Origin of the sequence: Bacillus sp. REN16 (genome assembly GCF_020731355.1) — a bacterium.
Lineage (GTDB): Bacteria > Bacillota > Bacilli > Bacillales > Bacillaceae_L > Ferdinandcohnia.
The window spans coordinates 264,538-287,957 of sequence record NZ_JAJFZK010000003.1; the positions used below are offsets into that span (position 1 = coordinate 264,538).

A 23,420-nucleotide genomic window follows, 5' to 3' on the forward strand; every position below is an offset into this window, starting at 1 on the left:
TATGATTAAAGTGATTGTAGTTGATGACGAATTATTTGAACGAAAGGCGATTACAAAAATTATTAAGACTGAATGTGCAGATGTAGAGGTCATCGATGAGGCTTCAAATGGAAGAATTGCGATTGAAAAGGCAACACAGCACGAGCCAGACATAATGCTTATGGACATCAAAATGCCAGGGATTGATGGTGTTGAGGCTGTGCGGCGAATTAAACAATTACACCCTCACATAAAATTCATTATGGTATCCGCCTTTAATACCTTCGAATATGCAAAAGAAGTGATGCAGCAGGGTGTAAAGGAATACATTTTAAAGCCAAGTAGCAAAGCAGATATTTTAGCAGCAATCGGTCGAGTGAAGGCGGAGATTGAGGAAGAACGACGTGAGGAAGAAGCGCAAACCGAGCTTAAAAGTCGAATGAAGGAATTACTGGCTCTCGCTCAAAAGGAAGGTATCACATCAATCAGTGAGGAGCACCCGCATTCAACCGAGCTTTGGAAAAACAAACAAATCCACGGGTTGTTAGCAAAAGCCAAAAAGTATATAGATTTGCGTTACCGTGAATCTGTAACACTCGAGGAAGTAGCGGAGTATGTGGAGCTGAGCCCGCATCATTTTAGTAAGCTCTTTAAAGAAAAAATGGGTGTCACATTCATCGACTATGTCACAACCATAAGGGTCAACCATGCAAAAAGGGAAATGGATGACCCAAGCAAAAGCTTCAAGGAAATCTGTTTCTCCGTTGGCTACAAGGACCCCAATTATTTTAGCCGGGTGTTTAAAAAATACACAGGTATGTCCCCGTCAGAATATCGAAGTATAACATGAAAATAACCTTAAAATCAGCTTAAGCTAAGCTGATTTTTTTATGCCCTTAAAAAACTAGCACAAAAAAGTGAAGGTATTCGCAAAAAAGTGCAGATAGTAATTTCTCTCTGTCTCTTTTATCCATGTTACATTTAATTTGTTAACGCTTCCAACAAAAAACAAGGGGGATTTTACATGAAAAAAGGTTTTCTCATGTCACTGTTACTTGTATTTGTTTTTGCAATGACTGCATGCAGCTCTGATACCGGCACAAAGGAAAGTGATGGAGACAAAGCAAAGCTCGATATCTTCAGCTGGTGGACGGGTGCTGGTGAAGAAGATGGATTAAAGGCTTTAATCGCATTGTTTAAAGAAAAATATCCAGATGTCCCTATTGAAAATGCCGCTGTTGCAGGTGGGGCTGGAACAAACGCAAAGGCTGTTCTTGCTAGCCGGATGCAAGGGGATGATCCTCCAGCCACATTCCAGGTCCATGGTGGGGCTGAACTTAATGAGGGTTGGGTTGCCGCTGGAAAAATGGAACCGCTAAACGATCTTTATGACGCGGAAGGCTGGAATGATAAATTCCCGCAAGATTTAATTGAAATGGTTAGTAAAGACGGAAGTATTTATTCTGTACCAGTGAATATTCATCGTGGAAACGTGCTCTGGTACAACAAGCATGTGTTTGAAGAAAATGGTCTTGAAGCACCAACTACCTTTGATGAATTCTTTGAGGTTGCAGATGCTTTAAAAGCAAAAGGAATAACACCATTAGCGTTAGGAGATAAAGAACCTTGGACAGCTACACATCTCTATGAAACAGTTCTATTAGGCGTCCTTGGAACAGATGATTATAACAAGCTTTGGACTGGCGAATTAGCTTTTGATGATGCAAAGGTTGTTGAAGCTACCGAGATTTTCAAGAAAATGCTTAGTTATATTAACGAAGACCATGCTTCTCGTAACTGGCAGGATGCTTCACAGTTAGTTGCAAATGGTGAGGCTGCTATGAACGTCATGGGTGACTGGGCGAAGGGTTACTTCGTTAACGACTTAAAGCTTGGCGTCAATGAGGACTTTGGCTATATCCCAACTCCTGAAACAAATGGGATGTTCATGGTTATTACAGATACATTTGGCTTACCAAAGGGACTCTCAAATTCTGAAGATGTAAAGAAATTCTTGTCAGTATTGGGTTCGACGGAAGGTCAGGATGCATTTAACCCATTAAAAGGGTCTATCCCAGCACGTGTGGATGCTGATGTATCCAAATATGATGAATACGGAAAAGACACAATGGAAGACTTCAAATCTGCGAAACTTGCACCAAGCTTGGCACATGGATCTGCTGCCGCGGAAGGCTTCTTAACAAAGGTAAACCAAGCTATTAACATCTTCGTTACACAACAGGATGTCGCTCAATTTACAGATTCACTTACTTCAGCTGCTGCTGAGTTGAAATAAGCCAATTCAGGGGATGAGAGCTCTCTCACCCCCTTTTTCACTATTAAAATACAAGAGGAGAGGATTATCTATGGAACTAGCGAAACAGTCGAAGAAATCCACTCAAAAACAAGCCGAAATCCTTCCGAAAAAGAAACATGTATTCAATGCTGATCAGTTGCTTGCAATTGGCTTCCTTTTACCCTCTATTCTCCTAATTGTCATTTTTGTTTATGGGTTTATTGGATGGACTGGATACGTTTCCCTTAGTAATTGGAATTCACTTGTTCCTGATATGTCTTTTGCCGGACTAAAAAACTATATTTATTTATTTGGAGACTTCCGCTTCCAAGCGGATTTGCGAAATACGCTTGTCTTTACTGTTTTATTTATAGGAGCAGTAATTGTAATTGGACAGATTTTAGCCATATTACTAGATCAAAGTCTATTAAAAGGGGAGTCAATCTTCCGTAACATTTTCTTTTTTCCAATGGCCTTATCCTTTGTTGTAACGGGAGTTGTGTGGCAATGGTTGTTAAATCCATCCACAGGTGTGAACTTATTTTTAGAAAAAATCGGGCTTGATTCCAAATGGTATACCAATACCGATATCCTATTTGGATTTAATTGGGGAAAAATTGAGTTTGGGATTCCATTTGCTATCATCGCTGTCATCATTGCCGCAGTTTGGCAAATGACTGGATTCTCACTTGCAATGTATCTTGCGGGGCTTCGCGGAATACCTGATGAAGTTAGAGAAGCAGCACGTATGGACGGTGCAAAAGAGTTTCAAATCTACACAAAGATTATTCTTCCAATGCTGCGTCCAATTACAGTGAGTGTCGTGATTATTATGGCCCATATCTCACTTAAGATATTTGATTTAATTTATGCGATGACCGGTCCAGGGGCAAACTTTGTTACGGACGTTCCTGGTGTATATATGTTTGAGACAACATTCCGCGGTAATTACTATGCCAACGGAGCGGCAATTGCGATTATTATGCTTTTATCAGTTGCCATCTTTATTGTTCCTTATTTGATTTCAAGCAGAAAGGGTGAAGCCTAATGACAATTAAAACAGTGACCAGACCATTCCTATACCTTGTTTTAATTGGCCTCAGCCTTTTTTATTTGATGCCTGTTTACGTGATTATCGTAACTAGCCTGAAGCCGCTTGATCAAATCTCATTAAGCGAGATGTGGAAAATACCTGCTACCCTTGACTTTAGCAGTTACCAGGTCGCTTTTGAAAAGCTTGTCCCTAATTTTCTTAACTCCATCTATTTAGTCGTACCCGCTACTATATTGTCCGCTTTATTAGGGGCACTGAACGGATATGTCCTATCAAAATGGCGATTTAAAGGGGCTAATACGTTATTTACCTTGATTTTATTCGGAATGTTTATTCCATACCAAAGTATTTTAATACCGATGATTCAGTTTTTACGTGAGGTCGGACTTTATAACTCCATTACAGGACTTGTTTTTGTCCACGTCGTGTATGGGATTCCAATTACCACACTAATGTTTCGGAACTTTTACGCGAATATTCCGGATGAGATGATTGAATCGGCAAAAATAGACGGAGCGGGCTTCCTTCGCATTTTCAGATACATTATGGTACCTCTCTCTATTTCAGGATTTGTTGTTGTGGCCATTTGGCAATTCACAAACATTTGGAATGAGTTCCTATTTGCGGTTACGATTACAACATCAGACCAACAACCAATCATGGTTGCTTTACAAAACTTATCAGGCAGTCAAATTGTCCAATGGAACGTCCAAATGGCAGGAGCCTTACTTGCCGCTCTTCCTACCTTGCTCGTCTACATCTTCCTCGGCAAATACTTTGTACGCGGTCTTCTAGCTGGATCGGTGAAGGGGTAGTAATGAAGCAGAAAAAATCCTGACCCCCAAAAGCTTCTCCATACATACTATAAGCATTTTGTGGGAAATGTAGATTATAGTATATCTTTTTGGAGGGTAATTATGGAGGGTAAGGGAAGCCAAATTAGGCTTACAGCAAGTGAAATTGCTCAACTTTGGATTCAGTACTTAAATGATAGTGGGAGCATCTGTGTTCTTTCGTATTTTTTTGAAAAAGCAGAGGATGAAGAAATTAAGTCGATCATCAAATACGCTTTAGATTTATCTCAATCACATATTCAAAAAATTACAGATATTTTACAGGAAGAAAAGAATGTTGTTCCATATGGTTTCAGTCTTAAAGAGGATGTAGATTTAACGGCACCTAGGCTTTATTCAGATGTTTTTGTACTAAATTTTATTAACCAAATGGCTAAGATTGGACTTACATCATATGCAGGCAGTGTAGCAGCCTCTGTAAGAGATGATATTAGAACCTATTACATGGAATGCCTTACTGAAACCATGAACTTATATAACAATTCAACGGACCTATTACTGTCTAAAGGATTGTTAGCCAGGACACCCAACTTACCTAATTTGGAAAAGGTTGAATTTGTGAAAAAACAATGGTTTATGTTAGATGTGATTGGTGAGAAAAGACCATTAACAGCAGCTGAAGTCACTAATTTATTTGGTAACCTTCAAAGAAACGCTTTGGGAGTTGCCACACTTACAGGATTTAGTCAGGTTGCACAAAATAAAGATGTTAAACAATTCTTTTTAAAAGGTTTAGAAATTGGAAATAAACATATAAAATTATTTCGAGGTAAGCTAGAGGAAAGCAAACTCCCTTCGCCGATGGGGTGGGATTCCGAAATAACCAATAGTACCACGCATACATTTTCGGATAAACTGATGATGTTCATGACTTCTGGTTTGATTTCTTTAAGCATTGGCTATTACGGTACAGCCATCAGCCAAAGTCCGAGAGGTGATATTGCTGCCATGTATAACAGGCTATCCTTGGAAGTCCAGTTGTATTCTGAAGATGGAGCTAATATTCTGATAAAAAATGGATGGATGGAACAACCTCCAATGGCATCCGATCGAGATAAATTAATAAGAAAGATGAATCATTTATAGATACCCTGTTAAAGTCCTTTTGCATAAAAGCATAAGGACTTTTTTTAATGTGTTTATTCTCTTGAAGGGGTATACGAAAAGACAGATTTGGTTATTGTAAAAAGCAGGACTTAGAGTATTTATGACTCTAAGCCCCTGAAAGGGATTTATAATGTAAGATCAATTTGAAAAATCTTTTGCACTACCCTAAGATGACATTAATCACCATACAGGTACCTCTGTTCACCTTAACGACAGAGGTTCACCAACCGAAATCAAGCTAAACGATACACTCTCGCTTCATACGGGCTTAATTCAATCTCATCAGATGCCTCATGCGCCTCAACAGGGTAATTAGCTAGCATCAGATCGTCATGTTTAAACTCACCCTCGTGCAAATGACAAACCGCATTCGCCGAAGACAAGTTCGCAACAACGACCACCTTTTCGTCGCCAAGGGTTCTGGTGTACACAAACAACTGTGGATCTTCTTCCAATAGCAAATCATACACTCCATATGTGAACACCTTGTTGCTCTTTTTCAACGCAATCATTTTTTTATAAAAGTGGAGCACGGAATCCTCGTCAGCCAGTTGTTTTTCAACATTAATTTCCATAAAATTCGGATTTACGCCCATCCATGGCTTACCTATTGTAAAACCGGCATTCTCCGTATCAGACCATTGCATTGGTGTACGTGAGTTGTCACGGCTTGTCGCCCAAATGTTCTCCATGATTTTCTCATGCGGGACACCTTCGGAACGCTTTTCATGATACAAATTCCTTGTTGCCACATCATCATATTCTTCAATGGAGTGGAATTGAACATTGGTCATCGCAATTTCTTGTCCTTGGTAAATAAAAGGAGTTCCTTGCATAAAAAAGTACATTGCACCTAGAGCCGTTGCACTTTCCTTCCAATATTCCTGATCATTGCCCCACCTGGAAACGACACGTGTTTGATCATGATTCTCGATGAATAATGCATTCCAGCCCTTGGTTTCTAATCCTTTTTGCCATTTTGTAAGGACCTTCTTGAGACCAACCACATCAAGTTCCTGTTTCTCTTCATCCCAAAGTCCCAAATGTTCAAACTGGAACACCATATTGAATTTTCCGATTTCCTCGCCAACCCATTCCTCTGCATCTTCAACACTTACACCATTTGCTTCACCAACGGTCATAATGTCATATTTACTAAATGTTTCTTCCTTCAATTCTTGTAAAAATTCCTGAATCCCTGGACGATTCATGTGACCGTCAAAAGAAGAAACATACTTTAAGCCATTTGGGTTTGGCATGTCTGGAAAGCCCGGAACCTTTTTAATATGACTAATGGCATCGACGCGGAAACCGTCAATCCCTTTGTCTAGCCACCAATTGACCATTTTGAACAGCTCATCACGAACCTCTTTATTTTCCCAATTCAAATCAGGCTGCTTGGTTGAGAAAATATGCATATAATATTGCCCAGTTTCCTCGTCAAATTCCCAAGCTGGACCACTAAAAATGCTTTCCCAGTTATTTGGTTCTTTTCCGTCTTTTCCGTCACGCCATATGTACCAATCGCGTTTCGGATTGTCCTTTGAAGAACGTGATTCAACAAACCAAGGGTGTTCATCACTTGTGTGATTGATGACCAAATCAATAATCAGCTTCATCCCACGCTTATGGGTTTCTTCAAGAAGTGCATCAAAATCAGCCATATTTCCAAAGTCAGCCATGATGTCCTGATAATCACTGATGTCATATCCATTATCATCATTGGGTGATTTATAAACAGGGCAAATCCAAATGACATCAATGCCTAGGTCTTTTACATAATCTAATTTTGAAATGATCCCCTGTATATCACCGATTCCATCACCATTTGAATCCATAAAGCTTCTAGGATAAATCTGATAGGCGACAGCTTCCTTCCACCATACTTGCGTCATATTTGTATCCTCTTTTCTCATGTTCTGCACCTTTAGATCGTTAACTTATACACTCTTGCCTCATAAGGCTTTAATTCTATTGTTTCAATTGAATCGTTTCGGTCTACTTCATAATTTCCAATTAATAATTCCTGTGTTTGATAGCCAAACCCATCCGGCAGCTCGAATAACGAATTCTCACTTGAAAAATTCAATACCACAAGCAATTTTACTCTACCTAATATTCTAGTATACGCATAAATCGTTGGATGCTCCGGCAACAGCAAATCATAGGTGCCATACACAATAATCTCATGCTGATTTCGAAGTTCAATTAATTTTTTATAATAGCTAAATACTGAATTCGGATCTTCAACTTGCTTTGCCGCGTTAATTTCCCGATAATTCGGATTCACTGAAAGCCAAGGTGTTCCTGTTGTAAAACCAGCATTTTCGCTTTCATCCCACTGCATCGGGGTACGCGCATTGTCTCTTCCTTTTGCATAGATGGATTGCATGATTTCTTCCGGATCAATCCCCGCTTCAACTTTTTCCCTATACATATTAAGGGTTTCAATGTCCTTGTAATCATCAATGGTATCAAACTGAACATTCGTCATCCCAAGTTCTTCACCTTGATATATATATGGAGTTCCTTGCAACATATGAAGGAACGTTCCGAGCATTTTCGCAGACTCGAGCCAATACTTTCCATCATCTGCAAACCGTGATACCATCCGTGGCTGGTCATGATTGTTTAAATACAAGCTATTCCAGCCATTGTCTTCGAGACCTTTTTGCCATTTCGTAAAACTTTGTTTCAAATCTAGTAAATTTAATGGACGCAAATCCCATTTTCCGGTTGGTCCTGAGTCCAAATCCATATGCTCAAATTGGAAGACCATGTTGAGTTCATTGCGATCTTCGCCGGTATAAGCTTTCGCCTCAGCGACATCAACACCTGGCATTTCACCAACGGTCATAATGTCGTATTTCGATAAAACCTGTTGGTTCATTTCCTGTAAAAATTCATGGATTCGCGGTCCGTTCATATAAAACGGAGCACCAGATGCATATTTTTTACCTTCCGGAAACTCCCCATCAGGCAAACCATCAACCTTTGAAATAAAATTGATCACATCCATGCGAAAACCGTCAATTCCCTTGGAAAGCCAAAAGGTCATTAGGTCATAGATTTCCTGACGAACCTTCGGATTCTCCCAATTTAAGTCAGGCTGTTTTTTACTAAATAGATGTAAAAAATATTCATCGGTTTGTTCATCATATTGCCAAGCAGATCCACTAAAGAAGGACTCCCAATTATTCGGTTCCTTCCCATCCTTAGCAGGGCGCCAAATATAGTAATCGCGATATGGGTTATCCTTGGAGATTCGTGACTGTTCGAACCACTCATGCTCATCGGAGGAGTGATTGACGACCAAGTCCATCATGAGCTTCATCCCACGGCTATGCATTTCTGAAAGTAGCTCTTCCCAATCCGCCATAGTTCCAAATTCGTTCATGATTTCACGATAATTGCTAATATCATAGCCATTGTCATCATTCGGGGATTCATACACAGGAGATAGCCAGATCACATCAACACCAAGTTCCTTTAAATAATCCAGTTTTTCCGTAATTCCTTTTAAATCTCCAATTCCGTCCCCATTTGTATCCTTAAAGCTTCTTGGGTAAATTTGATAGACAACACTTTCTTTCCACCACGTTTTGTTTTGCATTCCATTACCCCACTTTCTACTTAATTCTCGTACACGACTTTCGTTCGATTAACTTCGCCGGTATCGTAATCCGTTTCGGCAGGACATTCGGATTTTTAATCTTTTCAATCAAACAGCTAGCGCCTTCCATCCCGAGTTGAAAAATATCAATATCCACTGAAGTGAGGGGAGGCTTAGAGTATTCGGCAAGGAGCACATTGTTGAAGCTTACAATCGAAACATCCTCTGGCACTCGTATATTTATTTCTTCAAAATGACTCATCAGCTCAATCGCGATAAAATCGTCCGTACAAACTAATGCAGTAGGTGGCTCAACCGATCTGATAAAAGATTTGATTGCCTCTTTTCCCTCATTAAGTGTGCTTTTGTGAATGATATAGTCTTCACGAAAAGCAATTCCAGCTTCACTTAGTGCTTGCTTATAGCCCTTAAGGCGGTCGAGCATAAACACAAAGTCACCATCAAACCCGACAAAAGCAATTTTCTTGTGTCCTAATTCAATCAAGTGATCTGTTACGACCTTCGTAATGTAAATATTGTCATTGTCCACATGTATCACACGTTCTGCACCAAGTACCGGGCGACCAATGACTGTAAACGGAAAATCAATTTTCTGTAAATAGGTAATGAGACGATCATCTGTACGAGAATAGAGTAAGATTAATCCATCCACACGTCGGCCCTGTACCATTCCTACGACTTCCTCAAATATTTCGTCCTCAGTCCCAGCGGTTGAAAGATATAACCCATACTTATGCTCACGCGCTTGAACACTGATTCCTCTAATGACTTCCGGGAAGAAGGGGTCTTGGAGTACATGGGACGCCGAGAATGGCATCACAACCCCAATGGTTGCCGTGCTTTTTACTGCTAAGCTGCGTGCTGTAAAATTAGGGTGATACCCAAGCTTTTCCATCGCTTCCCGTACACGTATTTTCGTTTCTTCACTAATTCGAGGGTTATCTGCAATGACCCTTGAGACAGTGGAAGGCGATACATTTGCCTCTTTTGCTACATCTTTAATAGTGATAGCCATACATACCCTCCGAAAACTAAGTACTATATAAAAGGAGCCTGGCCCCTTGGTTTTCCATGTTTATTTTACAGAGCCTTCCGCGATTCCCTTGATAATGTGTTTTTGCATGAAGAAATACACAAGAATCACCGGAATAATCGCAATCGTTAAACCTGCAAGGGCTAAATGCCATTGTTTCGTATATTGACCAAAGAAGAAGAACATTTTCAATGGGATTGTGTGCATTCCCTCTTGGTTGATGACAAGGGATGGTAATAAATAATCATTCCAAATCCAAATAATATTCAAAATCGCGACTGTTACTGAAATTGGCTTTAACATCGGGAATATGATGTGCCAGAAAATTTGCCATCTGTTCGCGCCATCAATTGTGGCTGCTTCATCCAATGATTTTGAAATTCCTTGTAAAGATCCGTGATATAAGAAAATTGATAAACTGCTGCCAAAGCCAAGATACATAAAAACAATTCCAAATCGGTTTAATAAATCCATTTTACCAAACAAAGACACTAAAGGAATCATAACTGATTGGAATGGAATCAGCATCGCTGCGATAAATAGGAAGAAAACCAGACCACTGACTTTTCCTTTGCGACGATTTAAAGCATATGCTGCCATCGATGAAAAAAGAATAATGACCGCAACACCTAAAACCGTAATAAGTACCGAGTTAAAGAAGGTGCGGATAAAGTCAAGTTCTTCAAAGGCTTGAACATAGTTATCGAATGTAAAAACATCCGGCAGCTTTAGGGTATCTGTAAAAATTTCACGTTTTGTTTTGAACGAGTTTACAACCATCAAGTAGAAAGGGGAGAGCCAAATCAGGCCAAGTACAATGCCTAGAATTTCAAGCAAATATAATTTTCTTTTTTTACTTTTCATCACATCTCGACCTCCCGTTTCTTATTGATGTACACTTGCGTTAATGAAATAGCCGCTACGATGATAAAGAAAATAATGGCTTTTGCCTGTCCGTATGCATATTGATTTACCGAAAAGGCTGTTTTAAAAATCTCCATTGCCACCATTTGTGTTGAATTATAAGGTCCGCCACCTGTTAAACTTAGGTTTTGGTCGTACAGCTTAAACGTATTTGATAAGGTTAAGAATAAACTTACTGTAAAAGCCGGTGCCACAAGTGGGAACGTGATATTTTTAAAACGCTGGAAGCTGCTTGCTCCGTCTATTTCCGCTGCTTCTAATAATTCCTGTGGAACACTTTCAAGGTAGGAAATATAGATGATCATGATATATCCTGCCATTTGCCAACTCATGAGAATAACCAATGCCCAAAAACCAGTTGTATCCGTTGATAACCAGCCTTTGAAAGCCGCAATACCCGTTAAATCTCCAATGCTCGCAAATACCTTCATGAAAATAAACTGCCAAATGAATCCGAGGATTAGTCCCCCAATTAAGTTCGGCATGAAAAAGATTGTTCGTAAAAGATTATTTGTTTTAAGCTTTTGCGTAACAAGTAAAGCTAATGAAAGTCCAAAAAAGTTAATGAGGAAAATGGATACCACCGAAAATTTCACGGTAAACCATAAAGAGTTAATGAATTCCTTATCATGAATTAGCTTTTGATAGTGTTCAAGACCGACAAACTCGGTAATCTTGATTCCATTCCAATCTGTAAAAGAGTAATAGGTTCCAAAAATTAATGGTAAGATTACGACCACACCAAGTGCTACTAGCGTTGGGGCTAAAAATAACCAATACCATAGATTCCGGTTTCGCATAGTTTAATTCCTCCAATTGCCCGAAGTCCCGAAACATTTTTTATTTACGTTCTTTTAAAAATAGAAAACAAAGCAACCCCATGCTGCCTTGTTTTCTATTGTTAGGTCAATCTATTATTTTCTTAGGTCTTCCCAAGATTTTTGAGATTCCTTCACAAGGTCATCCCAGCTCATTTCATCGCTGATGTATTTTTGAATATTAACACCAAGCTGTTGCTCTCCCCAACCAGTAGGGTAGCCCATGAATACCCAAGGAATTGTTCTTCCTTCAGTTGCATACTCATATACTGCTTTACCTAGTGGATCAGATACTTTTGAAGCGTCAAATCCTTCATAAGCAGGGATAAATTTAAAGTCTTCTAACACAGCTGTTTTTCCATCTTCAGACGTATATAACCAGTCTAGGAAATCTTTTGCAGCCTTCACTTCTGCATCATCTTTGTTGCTGTTGACAGCCCAGTACATTGGGATACCAACTGGGATTGAATCTTCTTTGTAGCCTTCAACAGGAATTGGCAGGATGCTAACGCCACTGTTTGCAAGCTCTTCATCGATACCTGCGATTGAACCATATACCCAGTTACCTTGTTGAATCATTGCCACACGTCCAGTAGAGAATAACTCTTCTACTTGCATTGCATAATCTAAGCTTACTGTCGGTTGAACAGAATACTCATTTTGTAAATCTAATACTTTCTTAAATGCATCACCATATTTAAAGTCTACAGATTTAGCATCAAATGTTCCTAATACATTTCCTTCAAATTCAGGTGATAAGAATGCATTTGATAAATGTAAGCCTGTCACCCATTTTTCTTTACCAGGTAAGGCAAACACAGCATCTAAACCTAGTTCATCTTTCTTGCTGTCTAATGTCTTAACCGCTTCTTCTAAAGCAGCGTAAGTTGTAATTTTGTCTGGATTGATTCCAGCTTTTTCAAATACTGCAGTATTGTAAATTAAGCCATACCCTTCTTGGTTAAAAGGAAGTCCTAATACTTTGTCTTCTTTTGTAACACCTTCAAGGGTTCCTTCTAATGCAACACCAGCAGCTGCTGTGTCAGAAAGATCTGCTAAACTATCCGCCCAGTCCGCAACGTCTTGAGGACCGCCAATATTATAAATAGTTGGTTCTTCACCAGAAGCAAACTTTGAACGAAGTGCTGCTCCGTAATCTTCTCCGCCACCAACAGTTGTGATGTTGATCTTAACACCCTCATGTGATTCTTCATATTGCTTTGCAACTGCTTCAAATTGATCTTTAAACTCTACTTTGAATTGGAAGATATCCACTGTTGTTGCTTTTGAATCGCTTTTATTTCCGCTTGAGCCTTCTTCTTTTGAAGAACATCCTACTAAAGCAACACTTAAGAGTAATAAGAGTGTCATTACTGTAGGAATTAGTTTCTTTGCCTTCATGGTAAAACCCCCATTTGTTTATTTTTTAAAAGGAAGGAACCGTTGCACCGGATTTCGGCAATCGCTTGCATAATTTTAGACAATTTTGTCGAAATTATGAATATAACCCTCTACTTTTTATAAACTATCATTGTGTACAAAAAGCAGACTTTGTTGATAACACTACACTTTCCATCATTTCATTGCTTTGCGCAACTTTGCGCAAACGGTTGCATCCCTCTTACAAGATTTATATTAGCATGGGGCAAATTGAATTACAACAAAAAAGTTTAATCGTTTTCATAATTTCCATGATCATTCCTTTTGAATGGATACTTGCAATATAGTTTTTGTTGTGATATATTTTTCGTTGTAAACCAAATGACCAATTTCCTCATTTGGTCAAATTGCTAAGAATGGGGTGATCTACGTTGGCGATTGATAGAAAACAACTCATCATTGAAGCTGCTACAAAATCATTCTCTTTATTCGGGTACAAGGCAACGACAATGGATCAAGTTGCAAAGCTTGCAAATGTCGGAAAAGGCACAATCTATACCTTTTTTAAAAATAAGGAGGAATTATTCGACGAGATCACCAGTACGCTCATTCAGGACATGAAGATCGTAGCCGAGGAAGCGATGGATAAAAACAGTACCTTTTATGATAATGCACACCGGGTGCTCTTTCGATTGCTCGAATTTCGTAAATCCCATCAGTTAACAATTAAGCTTTTTCAAGAAGAAAGGGATATCGGGACGCAAGCTGTTGTTGAAGTCGTACAACGTGTTGAGGAAGCAATCATCAACTATATGAAGGGCATCATTCAAGAAGCGATCGACCGTGATGAGATTAAGCCATGCAACCCTGAAATCACTGCTTTTGTCATGTTAAAGCTGTATGTTTCGTTAATTTTTGACTGGGAACGAAATCACAAACCGCTTGAAAAAGAAGAAATATCACATTTATTTAAGCTGTATTTCTTCAATGGATTAGAAAAATAGCCATATCAAGGGTACTCAATTTGAGGACCCATTTATTTGGTCAAAAATGACCATTCGAACAAAACAGTCAATTATTTAGGAGGAATTTTATATGAAGGGATCATCCTTTTTTGCTGAATTAAAAAACATCCTTTCCAATCGAAAAATCCTTATTCCGATTTTAGCAGTGGCCTTTGTACCGGTCCTATATGCCGGAATGTTCCTTTGGGCCTTTTGGGATCCGTATGACCATATGAAGGATTTACCGGTTGCGATTGTAAATCAGGATGCTGGAGCTGATTTTGAAGGGGACGAATTACAGCTTGGACAAGAGCTGACCGATAAGCTTTCTGATAATGCCACCTTTGATTTTCATATGGTATCAAAGGAAGAAGGTTATAAAGGGCTTGAAAACAGAGATTATTATTTGCTCGTTGAGATTCCTGAAGACTTTTCAACGAATGCAACGACTTTGTTAGATAGCCAACCGCAAAAATTAGAACTTAAATATGTGCCAAACGAAAGCACAAACTTTTTATCTTCACAAATTGGAGAAACAGCGATTGAAAAAATCAAAGCTGAAATTTCAAAGAATGTCACAGCTACCTATGCTGAGACAATGTTTGATAAGGTTCAAGTTTTAGCAGACGGGTTAACTCAAGCAAGTGATGGGTCCGAGCAACTTGCTGAAGGTATAGCAAAAGTAAATGACGGCTCGAAAACATTGGAAGAAAATTTAGCCTTATTAGCTTCAAAATCTATTGAATTCACTGACGGTGTGGAAAAGGCCTCTTCCGGCGCAACTGACCTTGCTTCTGGAACAGATCAAGTAAAAGCTGGGCTTGAGGAAATCAACGGGAAACTTCCAACTTTAGTAGATGGTACAAACCAAGTTCAAGACGGAGTTGCCCTTATGAAGGAAGAACTTCCCAAACAAATTGCTGCGGGTGTTTCTGCTCAGCTTAACGAAAGTGTTAACCAAATAGACGTTGGTCTTGATGAGCTAGAAACAAAGCTTGGCACTGGACTATCTGAACAGCTTACAAATGGAATTGCGGCTAACCTGTCTGAAAAGTTAGCTGACCAAATGATCGCTTCACAAACTGGGCAAATGGAACAGTTAAAAGCTGCACTTGAAAGTTCATTAGGCAACGAGCAGGCTTCTGCAATTATGGCCCAAATGGCTCAAGGACAGCCGACGAAAGAACAATTACAACAACAGCTGGAACAACAATTAGCGGGGCAACTTAAACCAGGCATCTCATCTGGAGTTGCAAGTGGATTAGATCAAGGTTTTAGCCAATTCAAAACGGGTCTTCATCAACAATTCGGTGCTGCAACAGCTGGTTTAGAAGACCAATTAAAAACACAAACAAGTCCTTCTTTTAACCAGTTATTAGCCGGACTTCAAAAGGTGAATAATGGTCAAATCAGTTTACAACAAGGAATTGGCCAACTGTATAATGGGTCTGTTGCACTTAATAACGGTGCCCATGATTTAACAACTGGTATGGGCCAATTAACAAACGGCGCTGGTCAATTACAAAATGGTGCCGGACAGCTTGCAGACGGATCGAAGCAATTAGAAGAAGGTACCGTTCAACTAGCTGATGGTTCGACTGAACTTGCTGAAAAATTGTCAGAAGGTGCAGAGCAGGCAAATTCGGTTGAAGCTAACGACGAAACGTATGACATGATGGGTGATCCTGTTACGGTTAAAAAGCAGGAAATTAACACCGTGCCTAACTATGGAACAGGATTCGCACCTTATTTTATCTCACTTGGTTTATTTGTTGGCGCATTGCTAATGTCTATTGTGTTCAAACTTAAAGAACCTGTGATTCAACCTAAAAATGCATTCCGCTGGTTCTTTAGTAAATTTGGTGTATTGGCCATTATTGGGGTCGTTCAAGCAGCACTGGTCGATGTCATTTTACTAACGGGTTTAAAAATTGAGGTCGCAAGTTTGCCATTATTCTTTGTCACATCCGTGATTACAAGCTTTGTTTTCTTAACGTTAGTTCAAATGCTTGTTTCCATGATGGGTGACCCTGGACGCTTCATTGCAATTGTGGTCTTAATTTTACAATTAACAACAAGTGCTGGAACCTTCCCGCTTGAGTTAATTCCAAATGTATTACAACCACTCAACGCATTGTTGCCAATGACCTATTCCGTTCAGTCCTTTAAGGCGGTAATATCAAGCGGTGATTTTGCCTACATGTGGCACAACAACTTGATTCTCTTAACCTATATGGTAGCTTTCATGGCAATTACAATTGGGTATTTTGCAGTTAAGATGAAAAAGGAAAATGTTCAGGTTGAAATGAATTAAAGGGTATGCGAAAAGCTAGGGATGCTGGTCCCTAGCTTTTCTTTGTATTATTTTCAGATTTTATTTTCCTAACCTTCTCAGGTGTTAATCCAACCTACCCCTTAAAAAAATTGCTAGTGTCAATACTTTCCAAGTCCTTCCCTTTAACTAGTTTTAACGTCGCAACGACCAGAAAGCTTACAATTACTAACAGAAGCCACGAACTCACTTTTCCAAGATGGACGAGACTCCACGCTTGAGTTTGATTTGGATACTGCCATGCCCCAAAGAAAGTTGCGATATTTTCAGCTACCCATATAAAAAATCCGATGAGTACAAAAGAAAGCGCTAGCGGCATCCGGTAGCGTGTTCCACCGACCTCGTACGTGACCCATGATTTCCAAAAAACAATAATCACAAGAGCCGATAACCACCAACGGACATCAATCCAAAAATGATGTGTGAAAAAGTTTAAATATATCGAAGCTGCAAGAGGTACCACTATCAAAAATGGCGGCCACTTCACTAGCTCGACATCAAGCCTCCTCCACGCCTGACAGAGATAACTTGCTACACTCGCGTACATAAATCCACTATACATAGGCACTCCAAACACTTTGAAAAATCCTTCCTCCGGATAGGACCAGGACCCCATATGTGTCTTGAAGATCTCTAAAGCTAGACCAATCAAGTGGAACAATGTTATGACCTTCAATTCATCCCGTGTTTCAAGTCCAGACCGCACCATCATCCACTGCATGAGAAGACAGATAATGAGCAACCAGTCATAACGAGGCAGGAAAGGAAGTGGGATTATTTGAGTTAAAGCCAATGAGGCAAAAATAACAACAGGAAACAAACACGATAGGGCCTGCTCCCAACCAAACTGAATTAACTGTTTTACTGCTTTCATCAATTGTGTCTCCTTTCTTTGTGGTTTGCTGATCATTTTTATATTGATTCTAATATAAAATTTATCGTTTTGCAATAAAGTATTATTGATATAAATTAAAATAAGCATTCCTCATTAGAGAAATGCTTATTTTCACAAACTATTTAACTGAATCTTACGGGACATTTTGTAAATAATAAGAATGTAAAAATTGATATGGAGGAGGGTCCTTGTGCCTAAGGAACAACCCAATAAGAACACAACGCGGACGAATGTCTCTGGAACCGATCCACAAAAAGTGAAACAAGAAATACAAAGTGATGTAAGCCAAGGACAAGGTGACATCACCTCCCGCGAAGCTGGAGCATTGCGTGATTAAAAAACCACTTAAAGTGGTTTTTTCTTTCTTAGTACTATTTTACAGGCATGAACAATGACAGATATAGTTCTTCACTTTCAACGACAATTGCTGTTAATCCAGTCTTCGTTTTTGTTTCGTGCCATTCATCCTTTTCCCAAAAAACAGCATCACCGGACGATACTTTTACGTACTCTTCTTTTTCATTACGAACATATCCTTCACCGTTCACCACTAAAAGCAGCTGTGGTGTAACAGCTTGGTGATACCCCACAATCCCATTTTCACCAAGGTGCATACAACTAATATGTGCTGGTTTATCCATCTGAATAATACGAGACATCATAAAATCAGAATTAAACTGTGATATATGTTTACCGCAATTTTTATCAAATTTATAAAATTCCATGTTATGACCCCCTTTACTCATTATTATTCAGTACTACATATTGAATTCCCTCTTTTTTTCCATCAAAAAGGGGTATGAATCCTCTCTTAGATTCATACCCCTATTAATCATCCTGCGTTTTTTATAAGTTTCATATTTAATTGATCAAGCATATCTTTTGTCATTGTTTCAAGATTGTACTGTGCCTTAAAGCCCCATTCTTCCTTTGCAGCTGTGGCATCGATTGAATTTGGCCAACTCTCGGCGATAGCTTGGCGAACTGGTTCAACCTTATACTTCATCGCAAATTCAGGAATATGCTTTTTGATTTCTGCCGCAATTTGCTCAGGCGCGAAGCTCATCGCTGTTACATTGAAAGCATTCCGGTGTTTCAACTTGCACTCGTCTGCCTCCATCAAATCAATAATGGCTTGAAGCGCATCTGGCATATACATCATATCCATATATGTTCCTTCTGCGATATAAGAAGTATAGCTTTTATTTTTAAGAGCTTCATAATAAATTTCCACTGCATAATCCGTTGTACCGCCACCAGGAGGGGTCACATACGAAATAAGTCCAGGAAAGCGAAGCCCTCTCGTATCCACACAATACTTATGATTATAATAATCACAGAGCAATTCACCCGAAACCTTGTTCACCCCGTACATTGTCGTTGGGCGCTGTATGGTATCCTGCGGTGTTCCATCCTTTGGCGTAGATGGACCAAATGCACCAATTGAACTAGGCGTGAACAATTGACAGCGCAATTCACGAGCAACCTCTAATGCATTGACAAGTCCGCCCATATTTAAATTCCAAGCTAAAAGCGGCTTTGCTTCAGCCGTTGCTGATAACAATGCAGCTAAATGAATTAACGTATCCGCATCATACTTTCTCGCAATGTCATACATTGCTTTGCCATCCGTTACATCTAATAGCTCAAACGGACCAGATTGAACAATCTCACAATCCGTTTTACGAATATCTGTCGCAACAACATTTTCGGCACCATATACCTTGCGAAGCTTTGTGACAAGCTCTGACCCAATTTGGCCAAGGGCTCCGGTTACAACGATTTTCTCCATTATTCATTCCCCCAAGTGGTCAACCGACCTCTTTTAGATAATGTTCATTTCCTTGCCTACTTTTTCGTATATCGCAACGGCTTCATCAAGCATTTCCTTCGTATGAGCAGCAGTCGGCATATTACGCACCCTTCCTGTTCCTTGTGGGACAGTTGGGAATACGATTGATTTTGCATAAACGCCTTCTTCAATTAGCCTCTTACTGAATTCCTGTGTTTTCACTTCTTCCCCAACAATAACTGGTGTAATCGGTGTTTCACTGTGACCAATATCAAACCCAAGTTCTTTTAGCTGTTGCTTAAAATAGTTAGCATTATTCCATAGCTTATCGTGAAGCTCAGTACTTTCCATTAGAATTTCAATAGCTTTTGTTGCTGCAGTAACGTCGGCCGGTGTCACTGCAGTTGAGAATAGGAATGGTCTGCTTCGAACCTTAAGCCAGTCAATTAATTCCTTTTTACCCGCTACATAACCGCCAACAACACCAATCGCTTTAGAGAGAGTTCCAATTTGGAAATCAACCTTATCGGAAAGGCCAAAATGCTTAACCGTACCCGCTCCTTTTCCTAAAACACCTGAACCGTGTGCATCATCTACATATGTAATGAGATCAAATTCTTCTGCGATTTGTACGATTTCAGGTAGCTTTGCAATGTCGCCATCCATGGAGAAAACACCATCAGTAATGACCATGACTTTGTTATATAATCCTGATTCAGTTGCTTCCTTCGCTTTTTTACGCAAATCATCCATATCAGAGTGATTCACACGAATGATTTTTGCTTTTGAAAGACGGCATCCATCAATGATTGAAGCATGATTTAGCTCATCAGATAGAATGGCATCATTTTTATCCATCACGGCAGAAATTGCTGCCATGTTACAGTTAAAGCCAGATTGATATGAAATCGCTGCTTCAGTATGCTTAAACTCTGCAAGCTTTTCTTCTAATATTAGATGAAGATCAAGTGTCCCGTTGATAGTTCGAACCGCACCTGCACCAACCCCGTACTTGTCGATTGCCTCCTTCGCAACCTGTTTTAGGCGTTCATCAGTAGCCAAGCCTAAGTAGTTGTTAGAGGAAAGGTTAATTAGCTCTTTCCCATTGATTTTAATCATCGGTCCGTTTGCACCTTGAAGAGGATCGATCACATTATAAAGACCTTTACTCTTTAAATCCTCCAGATTTTCATGCAAAAATGAGTCCAAAACTTTCGACATCGGAAATCCTCCTTTGTATGTTTGTAAAACACAAGTGTATTTTCCATAAATACAAAATCATTTTTACAAACCCTTTTATATCAACATTTATACTTCATACTTTACCACATTATTCATCAAATGTTTATACCAAGTGGACACTTTTTCTTATTATTATTATATTATTTGTTTGTTTGGGATTTGTGATTCAAAGGATTGCTTTTATCGTTATTATTCTGGTTTCTTGGATAATGGGATTTTGGGTACGCTTTTGGAGAATTTAGGAAAAGGTTATAGTAAAAGAGCATAATTTGATTTCGCTTTTGGGCATTTATGGAAATACCTATCATATAAAAGCAAAATAAGACTTCACTTTTGGGCATTTATGGATATACCCTTCGTATAAAAGTATAATATTACTCCACTTTTGGATATTTGAGGAAAAACCCATCATATATAGGCGTAATATGTTACTGCTTTTGGACAATTTGGAGAAAACTATATAATAAGCTTGTGGAGTGCCTCCATTTGGTTTTTTTTGGGAGGTTGGTTACTCTCCAGAGTCTCTGGCTACCACTAAATGGATTTTTTTAGGAGCGTGATGGCACTCTAAACCCGCTGAAGCACAATCATCTGGTTATTTCTAGGAGGTTGGTATCTTTCCAGAGCCTCTGGACTATCACCAACTGGATAAAACGAGGAGGCCAGCACCCCCGCATTTTTAACAAACTATCTAAAACACAAAAAAGACCATTTCTGGTCTTTTTATCATTTTAAGTTACCTAAAAATACGCCCGAATCATATTATGCAACCTTGGTCTTAGTCGTAAAATATGCGGCTGTCTTCCAAAATGAACACGATTTGTTAAAAGAATGACGTTAAGGTTTACCGAAGGATCAAACCAAATACTTGTACCTGTGAATCCGGTATGTCCATATGACCCTTCAGAAAATAAATCACCACAGGATGACAAGACTGGGCTTTTTAAAATCCACCCTAATCCACGATATTCGCTATCAAATGAGGTGTGGTTTTGTCTGGACAACCGAAGAGATGCCGCTGACAGTATCCTCCTTCCCTTATACACCCCGTTGTTCTCAATCATTTCAGCATACTTCTGCAGGTCCTGTATAGTAGAAAATAATCCAGCATGGCCGCTAATTCCACCCATTGATTCTGTGTTATCGTCATGGACGATTCCGTTTTTGTATGCTTTCAGCTTCTCACTATATTCCGTTGCAGCATATCTTTCTTTTTCAAAGGTCGGGTTAAATCCTGTCTCCACCATTTCAAGTGGAGTAAAAATCTCTTTTTCTACAAATCTTTCAAATGGTTGCCCTGTAACCATCTCGATTATTTTATAAAGTGTAATTAATCCCAAATCACTATAAATAACTTTGCTACCAGTTGGTACTTCAAGCGACTCTTCAACTATTCTTTCAAGAATTTGTTCGGTGGATAGATCTTCTAAATAATATTGCTTATGCGCTGGCAATCCTGATGTATGCGTTAACAAGTTTCTTAATGTTATATGCTCTTTACCATTTTGCGCAAACTCCGGAAGGAAAAAAGCCGCTGTATCATCTAATCGAATTTCCCCATTGTCGATTAACTTTAACACAACCGGTAAAGTTGCAACTACCTTTGTTAAAGATGCGAGATCAAATACTGTATCGCTTTTCATTGGTGCTCTTCCCGGATAAACTGCACGATTTCCAATAGCCTCCTCCAAAAGGACTTTTCCATTATGTGAAACACTAATAACGGCTCCCGGAATATGTTGTAAGTCAATTTCTTTCTGAAGAAATGCCAGAATCTTATCCTTCATTCAAATTTGCCCCCTTAAACCTTTTTAAAATAGGAATCATAGCTTTTACAAACCTCAAACCCCAGTTTATTATAAAACTTCACTAATCCCGTCCAATCGATTAGCATCGAGCGAATATGGCGCTTATGCAGGTACAAAACGGCAGCTTTGACAATGAACAATCCATATCCATGATTTCGTTCATTCGAATCAATACCCAAGGGACCAATCCCGCCCAGTTCCTGTTGATATAATGGTGACCAATAGACATTTTGAGCAATCACAGGTGATTTCGAATCATTTATCCTGCAAAAACCGATTATCCGATTATCCTTTTTGAGGACGACAAACTCCCTGCCGTGACCGCCCTTTTGAAAATATTGAACCGCTTCGTACTCCCATCTTCCTGGAAAACAACGATGCATAAACGATAAAAACTCGTCCTTTTCCTCGATTTTAAGGAGGCCATGCTCAACTCCATCTAGAGAAGGAGCCACCATTTCATTATCTTCAAAATGACAATCTAAGTCATGTTCCTTTGTACCTTGGATGTACCCATGCTTTTCAAACCATTCAGCGACTTCACCAAATTGGGATGGAATTCCCGGAAAGTAATGCCATGTATCCTTACCAAGCCATATATGATTGACTCCACTCTCTTTTAATTTCCTCTCAGCATGGTCAAGCAGCTTTTTACCAATTCCTTGGTTACGGTAATTTCGGTCCACCAGCAATACCTGGATCCATCCTGTTTCCTTACTAATCCCTACATTGATTTCATCCTGCCATCTTTTTGCCACAACAAATCCTACTACTTGATTGTCCTCATTTACAGCCATAAGGGACCCTTCTGTAAAAACATTACAATCGACAAAACTATTTTGCTTGAATAAATCATTTCCCATCGGAAAGTCATGACCTATCTCCCGATTCCAAAGACCTACCAACTCTTCTAACCTATCAATATTCCAACTCCTGTATTCCATACATTTATCTCCTTTACTTTAGGTTTTTGTAAGGATATTGCGGTTTACAGTAATAAAATATAATTTCATTTAATTATAAATTATATGTTACCACATTTTATAGATGATAGCTTTAAAATATTAGTTTAATCCTACGTAAGTATTATTGAAACAAAAAATCAACGATGATAAACTAGATTTAATTCAATCCTTTTTTCCTAGGTTGATAGAATCAGTAGGAGGTGATTTAATAAAGGTCACTAAATAGCAATATGCACACCATGATTTCACACCACGACATTATCTACCACCTTCCTCAAGATTAAACATCATGCATTCATTTTA

Annotated in this window: 20 protein-coding genes; 8 read left to right on the forward strand and 12 right to left on the reverse strand. The window is 39.1% G+C overall.

Features of this window, described 5'->3' with window-relative positions; translation table 11 throughout:
- The first annotated feature begins 1 nt into the window (after position 1).
- From LKW28_RS05180 to LKW28_RS05200, 5 genes are all read left to right on the forward strand, one after another.
- A complete protein-coding gene (locus LKW28_RS05180) occupies positions 2-829 on the forward strand; it encodes a response regulator (protein ID WP_267497880.1) in 828 nt (275 codons plus the stop codon).
- A 222-nt stretch (positions 830-1,051) separates the two neighbouring features.
- Entirely contained in the window at positions 1,052-2,275 is a 1,224-nt protein-coding gene (locus LKW28_RS05185; protein ID WP_229139382.1) for an ABC transporter substrate-binding protein, read from the forward strand.
- A 70-nt stretch (positions 2,276-2,345) separates the two neighbouring features.
- A complete protein-coding gene (locus tag LKW28_RS05190; RefSeq protein WP_229139280.1) occupies positions 2,346-3,323 on the forward strand; it encodes a carbohydrate ABC transporter permease in 978 nt (325 codons plus the stop codon).
- Complete coding sequence (locus LKW28_RS05195) at positions 3,323-4,144, forward strand: carbohydrate ABC transporter permease (protein WP_229139281.1); 822 nt, start codon at positions 3,323-3,325, stop codon at positions 4,142-4,144. The genes LKW28_RS05190 and LKW28_RS05195 overlap by 1 nt, the downstream gene beginning before the upstream one ends.
- Before the next feature lie 102 nt (positions 4,145-4,246).
- Positions 4,247-5,269 carry a DUF3231 family protein gene (locus LKW28_RS05200; RefSeq protein ID WP_229139282.1) on the forward strand — a complete coding sequence of 341 codons (1,023 nt, stop codon included), beginning with the start codon at positions 4,247-4,249 and terminating at the stop codon, positions 5,267-5,269.
- A gap of 254 nt (positions 5,270-5,523) precedes the next feature.
- Here the strand turns inward: LKW28_RS05200 and LKW28_RS05205 are convergent, their stop codons facing one another.
- From LKW28_RS05205 to LKW28_RS05230, 6 genes are all read right to left on the reverse strand, one after another.
- On the reverse strand, positions 5,524-7,206 hold the full coding sequence (locus LKW28_RS05205) for an alpha-glucosidase (RefSeq protein ID WP_324255008.1): 1,683 nt from the start codon (positions 7,204-7,206) through the stop codon (positions 5,524-5,526).
- Positions 7,207-7,217: 11 nt separating this feature from the next.
- Complete coding sequence (locus LKW28_RS05210; RefSeq protein WP_229139284.1) at positions 7,218-8,903, reverse strand: glycoside hydrolase family 13 protein; 1,686 nt, start codon at positions 8,901-8,903, stop codon at positions 7,218-7,220.
- Positions 8,904-8,919: 16 nt separating this feature from the next.
- The gene (locus LKW28_RS05215) at positions 8,920-9,939 is read right to left on the reverse strand and encodes a LacI family DNA-binding transcriptional regulator (protein ID WP_229139285.1); all 1,020 of its coding nucleotides are present in this window, start codon (positions 9,937-9,939) and stop codon (positions 8,920-8,922) included.
- A gap of 60 nt (positions 9,940-9,999) precedes the next feature.
- Positions 10,000-10,821 (reverse strand): carbohydrate ABC transporter permease, encoded by an 822-nt coding sequence (locus LKW28_RS05220; protein ID WP_229139286.1) that lies wholly within the window; start codon positions 10,819-10,821, stop codon positions 10,000-10,002.
- Positions 10,821-11,681, reverse strand: a complete 861-nt coding sequence (locus LKW28_RS05225; protein ID WP_229139287.1) for a carbohydrate ABC transporter permease — start codon at positions 11,679-11,681, stop codon at positions 10,821-10,823. The genes LKW28_RS05220 and LKW28_RS05225 overlap by 1 nt, the downstream gene beginning before the upstream one ends.
- 114 nt (positions 11,682-11,795) lie before the next feature.
- A complete protein-coding gene (locus tag LKW28_RS05230; protein ID WP_229139288.1) occupies positions 11,796-13,100 on the reverse strand; it encodes an ABC transporter substrate-binding protein in 1,305 nt (434 codons plus the stop codon).
- A gap of 410 nt (positions 13,101-13,510) precedes the next feature.
- Here LKW28_RS05230 and LKW28_RS05235 point away from each other — a divergent pair, with 410 nt between their 5' ends.
- The gene (locus LKW28_RS05235) at positions 13,511-14,083 is read left to right on the forward strand and encodes a TetR/AcrR family transcriptional regulator (protein WP_229139289.1); all 573 of its coding nucleotides are present in this window, start codon (positions 13,511-13,513) and stop codon (positions 14,081-14,083) included.
- 91 nt (positions 14,084-14,174) lie between these two features.
- Entirely contained in the window at positions 14,175-16,397 is a 2,223-nt protein-coding gene (locus LKW28_RS05240) for a YhgE/Pip domain-containing protein (RefSeq protein WP_229139290.1), read from the forward strand.
- 94 nt (positions 16,398-16,491) lie between these two features.
- Here the strand turns inward: LKW28_RS05240 and LKW28_RS05245 are convergent, their stop codons facing one another.
- Positions 16,492-17,289, reverse strand: a complete 798-nt coding sequence (locus LKW28_RS05245) for a DUF817 domain-containing protein (protein ID WP_229139291.1) — start codon at positions 17,287-17,289, stop codon at positions 16,492-16,494.
- A 211-nt stretch (positions 17,290-17,500) separates the two neighbouring features.
- Between LKW28_RS05245 and LKW28_RS05250 the strand changes: the two genes are divergently transcribed.
- Positions 17,501-17,647, forward strand: a complete 147-nt coding sequence (locus LKW28_RS05250; protein WP_229139292.1) for a hypothetical protein — start codon at positions 17,501-17,503, stop codon at positions 17,645-17,647.
- A gap of 34 nt (positions 17,648-17,681) precedes the next feature.
- Here LKW28_RS05250 and LKW28_RS05255 read toward each other — a convergent pair whose 3' ends face one another.
- The 5 genes from LKW28_RS05255 to LKW28_RS05275 all read right to left on the reverse strand — a co-directional run bounded on the left by LKW28_RS05255 (position 17,682) and on the right by LKW28_RS05275 (position 23,096).
- A complete protein-coding gene (locus LKW28_RS05255; RefSeq protein WP_229139293.1) occupies positions 17,682-18,035 on the reverse strand; it encodes a cupin in 354 nt (117 codons plus the stop codon).
- Positions 18,036-18,142: 107 nt separating this feature from the next.
- A complete protein-coding gene (locus LKW28_RS05260; protein WP_229139294.1) occupies positions 18,143-19,102 on the reverse strand; it encodes an L-threonine 3-dehydrogenase in 960 nt (319 codons plus the stop codon).
- A gap of 33 nt (positions 19,103-19,135) precedes the next feature.
- Complete coding sequence (locus LKW28_RS05265) at positions 19,136-20,323, reverse strand: glycine C-acetyltransferase (RefSeq protein ID WP_229139295.1); 1,188 nt, start codon at positions 20,321-20,323, stop codon at positions 19,136-19,138.
- Positions 20,324-21,084: 761 nt separating this feature from the next.
- Positions 21,085-22,131, reverse strand: coding sequence for a serine hydrolase domain-containing protein (locus LKW28_RS05270; RefSeq protein ID WP_229139296.1), 1,047 nt, complete (start codon positions 22,129-22,131; stop codon positions 21,085-21,087).
- 14 nt (positions 22,132-22,145) lie between these two features.
- On the reverse strand, positions 22,146-23,096 hold the full coding sequence (locus tag LKW28_RS05275) for a GNAT family N-acetyltransferase (RefSeq protein ID WP_229139297.1): 951 nt from the start codon (positions 23,094-23,096) through the stop codon (positions 22,146-22,148).
- Between the last annotated feature and the right edge of the window lie 324 nt (positions 23,097-23,420).